This window comes from Pricia sp. (assembly GCF_041745955.1).
Classification (GTDB): domain Bacteria; phylum Bacteroidota; class Bacteroidia; order Flavobacteriales; family Flavobacteriaceae; genus Pricia.
This window is the reverse complement of the sequence record NZ_JBGTHY010000193.1, coordinates 1-5,303: the sequence shown is the minus strand read 5'-3', so window position 1 is coordinate 5,303 and position 5,303 is coordinate 1. Positions and strand designations below refer to the sequence as shown.

The 5,303-nt window shown below is 44.6% G+C and carries 5 protein-coding genes; all 5 read left to right on the top strand.

The annotated features are described in order from the left end of the window. Positions 1-648, top strand: a 648-nt coding sequence (locus ACEW8S_RS06750) for a succinate--CoA ligase subunit alpha (protein ID WP_373517406.1), incomplete at its 5' end; no start/stop codon positions are given. Between the two features lie 19 nt (positions 649-667). Next, positions 668-1,414 carry a 3-oxoacyl-[acyl-carrier-protein] reductase gene (gene fabG, locus ACEW8S_RS06745; protein WP_373517405.1) on the top strand — a complete coding sequence of 249 codons (747 nt, stop codon included), beginning with the start codon at positions 668-670 and terminating at the stop codon, positions 1,412-1,414. 6 nt (positions 1,415-1,420) lie between these two features. Further along, the gene (locus tag ACEW8S_RS06740; protein ID WP_373517404.1) at positions 1,421-3,478 is read left to right on the top strand and encodes a VWA domain-containing protein; all 2,058 of its coding nucleotides are present in this window, start codon (positions 1,421-1,423) and stop codon (positions 3,476-3,478) included. 13 nt (positions 3,479-3,491) lie between these two features. Further along, positions 3,492-4,307 carry a prohibitin family protein gene (locus ACEW8S_RS06735; RefSeq protein WP_373517403.1) on the top strand — a complete coding sequence of 272 codons (816 nt, stop codon included), beginning with the start codon at positions 3,492-3,494 and terminating at the stop codon, positions 4,305-4,307. A gap of 177 nt (positions 4,308-4,484) precedes the next feature. After that, positions 4,485-5,303: ATP phosphoribosyltransferase (hisG, locus tag ACEW8S_RS06730; protein ID WP_373517402.1), on the top strand; the 819-nt coding region annotated here is incomplete at its 3' end.

Here is a 5,303-nt window from a genome sequence, read left to right as displayed (position 1 = left end):
GCCTTTGCCGCCGATGCGATTATGGAAGCTGCCAATGCCGGCATAAAAGTAATCATAACGATTACCGAAGGAATTCCCATAGCCGATATGGTCAAAGCGGCGGATTACATAAAACATAAGGATTGCCGTTTGATCGGTCCCAATTGTCCCGGTGTTATTACCCCCGGAGAGGCCAAAGTAGGCATCATGCCGGGCTTTGTATTTAAAAAAGGAACTGTGGGAATCGTTTCTAAATCGGGAACCTTGACCTATGAAGCGGCCGATCAGGTCGTACGCCAAGGATTGGGCATCACAACAGCCATCGGTATCGGTGGAGATCCTATTATTGGAACGACCACCAAAGACGCCGTAGAGCTCTTGATCAACGATCCCGAGACGGAAGCCGTTGTCATGATCGGTGAAATCGGCGGACAATTGGAAGCCGATGCCGCAAAATGGTACAAGGCGAGCGGAAGCAAAAAACCGATAATCGGATTTATCGCAGGGGAGACCGCCCCTGCCGGCAGGACCATGGGCCACGCCGGTGCTATTGTCGGCGGTAGCGACGATACCGCACAGGCCAAGAAGAAAATCATGCGGGAACACGGTATTCATGTTGTCGATTCCCCCGCCGAAATCGGATTGAAGGTGAAAGAGGTGATGGGATAGAAAAGAAATTTATGCTGCAATGAAATTACTGGAAGGAAAAAACGTCATCATAACCGGTGCCAGTCGAGGTATTGGGAAAGGCATTGCCGAAATATTCGCTGATCACGGGGCCAATGTGGCCTTCACCTACAGTTCAAGCGAAAAACCGGCTTTGGAACTGGAAAAGGAATTGATAGCTAAAGACGTTAAGGCAAAGGCCTACAAAAGTGACGCCGCAAGCTTTGAACAGGCAGATACCTTGGTTGCAAAGGTTTTGGAGGATTTTGGCGGCATCGATGTCCTAATCAACAATGCCGGCATCACTAAAGATAATCTTTTGATGCGTATGTCAGAATCTGATTTTGATAGTGTTATCGAAATTAACCTGAAGTCCGTGTTCAACATGACCAAGGCCGTGCAGCGCACTTTCCTGAAACAACGCAGCGGCTCTATCATTAATATGAGCAGTGTCGTCGGAGTCAAGGGCAATGCGGGACAGACCAATTACGCCGCTTCAAAAGCGGGCATGATCGGCTTTACGAAATCCGTAGCCTTGGAACTTGGCTCCCGTAACATTCGTTGCAATGCCATCGCTCCCGGGTTCATAGAAACCGAGATGACGGACAAGCTCGACGAAAAAACGGTACAAGGTTGGCGCGATGGCATTCCCCTAAAACGTGGCGGATCTCCCGAAGATATCGCCAATGCCTGTTTGTTTTTTGCTTCTGACCTGTCCGCTTACGTAACCGGTCAGGTTTTGAACGTCGATGGGGGGATGCTTACCTAGAAGACAATGAACATTCAAACAGTACTCCTACTCATCCTTGCCGCCATTGTGGCCCTGGGAATCGTAGTGTTCCAGTATTATTATAAAACCAAACGAAAGGGCAGATTAACCTTAATTTTGTCCTTTTTGCGTTTTTTGGCCTTGTTCGGGGTCTTCCTGTTGCTAATCAATCCCAAGTTTACCAAAAACAAATATCGTATCGAGAAGGCCAATTTGATTGTTTTGGTGGATAATTCTACTTCGGTGGCATCATCCAAGGATACCATCCAAAGGGTTTTAGACGAAATCGAAGAAAATAATGCCATCAAGAATCGTTTTAGTTTACGAGGGTACGGTTTTGGGGCTTTATTAACGGGTGGAGACGCCAAAAGTGACGTCTCCACAATCAACCACGATTCCCTATTTATCCAAAAAAGCACCAATATTGCAGGGGCCATAGGGGCAATTCAAGAAATTTATTCCGCTTCTAATTCTGCGATACTACTTTTGACCGATGGCAACCAAACCTTGGGACAGGATTATGAATTTTACGGCAAAAATCAAAAATTCCCCATTTATCCTGTGGCCATAGGCGATACGACGCGTTATGATGATGTCGCGATTTCGCAGGTGAACGTGAATCGGTACGCCTTCCTGAAAAATAAATATCCCATTGAAATTTATTTGTCCTACAACGGAAAGACCGATGTGCGGTCCGCCCTAAAAATATCGGTAGATGGAAAGACGGTATTTCGGGAGAACCTTTCATTTTCGGATACTGACAATTCGAAGACCATCAATACCGTATTGGATGCCAATTCAGTGGGAATGAAGAACATTGTGGTTTCAGTCGATTCCTTGGCCAACGAACGCAACACGAGCAACAATTCCAGACAGGTTGCGGTGGAGGTCATTGACGAAAAGACGGATATTGCCATTATCTCAAACCTATTGCATCCAGATATCGGGGCTTTAAAAAAGGCGATCGAAAGTAATGAGCAGCGTTCCGTCTCCGTAAAAAAACCGAATAGCGATGTGAAGCAGTTTGACGATGTCGACCTGTTTATACTGTATCAGCCCGATGCCTCCTTTAAAACCGTATACGATTATATTCAAATGAAAAAGTCCAATCTGTTCACCATAACGGGTACGGAAACGGACTGGAATTTCTTAAACAAAGTACAAAAGGGCTTTTCAAAAGAAAGTTACAATCAAGCAGAGGAGGTTTTTCCTAGCTTAAATTCCGGTTTCGCACTTTTTAATATCAACGATTTTTCGATTCAGGATTATCCTCCACTGAACAGTAACTTGGGAGAGATACAGCTTGCTAATTCCGGGGAGATTCTTTTGACCCAGCGTATCAAGGGTGCGGAACTGAACCAGCCTTTGCTCGCAGTTATCGGAAAGGGTACTCAAAGAGAAGCCGTACTGTTCGGGGAAAATAGCTGGAAATGGCGTATGCAAAGTTTTCGCAATGAACAGAACTTTAAGAATTTCGATGAATTTATTGGCAGGTTGGTGCTATATCTTTCCGCCAATACCTCTAAGGAACGGCTGACGTTGGAGTATAGTTCTGTCTACCCGGGAAATAGCATTGCCAAAATCACGGCTACCTATTTCGATGAAACCTATGTTTTCGAGCCGAACGCGACGATTGATCTAAAGCTCAAAAATACCGATACGGAAGCGGTAACTGAAATGCCCATGCTTTTAAAAGGAAGCTACTATGAATCGGATTTAAGTAGTCTGGCACCTGGTAGGTATGATTTTACGGTAGCGGTGCGTAACGAAAACCTTTCCAAATCAGGCAGTTTCACGATTCTTGATTTTGATGTGGAAAAACAATTGGTAACGACCGATTATCAGAAATTGGCCCGTTTGGCCGAGAATACAGGGGGAGAACTTTACTTTCCATCACAAATTGAGACGCTATTGTCAGACCTATCAAAAGACGATCGCTTTTTGCCCGTGCAGAAAGGCGAGCAAAATACCGTATCTTTGATCGATTTCCGAATTCTATTGGCACTGATTGCAACCTTATTGGCTGCGGAGTGGATCATTAGAAAGTATAACGGACTACTATAAACTAAGAAAAACTATGGATAAATTACCAAAAATTGCATTACCTATTATTTTCGGCCTGATTGTGCTGGTCATATTGATTTCAAAATCTGCCATAACCATCGATTCCGGTCAGGCTGGTGTACTTTATAAAACTTTTGGTGGCGGTGTAGTGACCGAAGAACCGCCGATGGGCGAAGGTTTTCATATCGTAGCCCCTTGGAACAAAGTCTTTATTTATGAGGTAAGACAACAAGAAGTGTTTGAAAAAATGCAGGTACTATCGTCAAACGGACTGGAAATTAAATTGGACGCTTCCGTATGGTTCGAGCCCAAACGGGAGTCTTTAGGAAAATTGCACCAGGAAAAGGGAACGGAATATATTCAGCGGGTACTTTTGCCAACCATACGCTCAGCGGCAAGAAGTGTCGTGGGACGATATACCCCAGAGCAATTGTACTCCAGTAAGCGGGATGCCATACAGACAGAAATTTATGAGGAAACTAAAAAAATCGTAGACGGCCAGTACATTCAGTTGAACGAGGTATTGGTGCGCGACGTCACCTTACCGGCGACCATAAAAGAGGCCATTGAACGTAAATTGAAGCAAGAACAGGAATCTTTGGAATATGAATTTCGATTGGTAACCGCCCAAAAGGAGGCCGAAAGAGTAACCATCGAAGCGCAAGGCAAGGCAAATGCCAACTCGATTCTTAGCGCTTCGCTTACTGATGAAATTTTAAGGGACAAAGGAGTAGACGCGACCCTCAAGCTTGCCCAATCCGCCAACGCCAAGGTGGTAATCGTCGGTGGTGGGGATTCAGGACTTCCGCTGATTCTAGGAAATAATTAAAATAAATTTGGTCGGTCGAAATTAAGTTTTAATTTTACGTCTGTAATGAAGAACAAGCACATACACCATCATTTTTATACTTGCGCTCAAGCGAGGTAAAGTTGTATGTAGTGTACCCACATATTTTTACGACCCGTTTGAGCAATCAAGCGGGTTTTTTAATGAATATATTTATTTATGATACGAATAGCCATCCAAAAATCCGGTCGTTTAAACGAAGATTCGCTACAGATCTTAAAGGACTGCGGAATCTCGATAGACAACGGTAAAGATCAATTAAAGGCATCCTCACGAAATTTTCCATTGGAGGTTTTTTACCTCCGAAATGGCGATATCCCCCAGTATTTGAGGGACGGCGTGGTCGATATTGCCATAATCGGGGAAAATGTTTTAATTGAAAAGGGTGAGGATATCGAGATTGCCGAAAAATTGGGCTTTTCGAAATGTAAGGTATCCCTCGCCGTACCGAAATCGGTAAAATATACTTCCGTGCAGGATTTTGAGGGAAAGCGCATTGCTACGTCCTATCCAAATACCGTTCGGAATTATTTGAATAAAAAGGGAGTCAGTGCCGATTTGCACATCATCAATGGTTCCGTAGAGATTGCCCCGAATATAGGGCTGGCGGATGCGATTTGCGATATTGTTTCCAGTGGAAGTACACTATTTAAGAACAATCTGAAGGAAGTCGAGGTGATGCTGAAAAGTGAGGCCGTGTTGGCGGTTTCCCCTAAAATATCCGAAGAACGCAGGGAAATTTTAAAAAGGATACAATTCCGTATTCGATCCGTTTTAGAAGCTCGGCAATCCAAATACGTTTTGCTCAACGCGCCGAACGACAAGCTGGATCAAATTGTATCGCTGCTACCCGGAATGCGGAGTCCCACGGTTTTACCTTTAGCGCAAGAGGGCTGGAGTTCCGTACACACCGTCATCAATAAAGACAAATTTTGGGAGGTCATTCATGAATTGAAGGAGGCCGGGGCAGAAGGTATT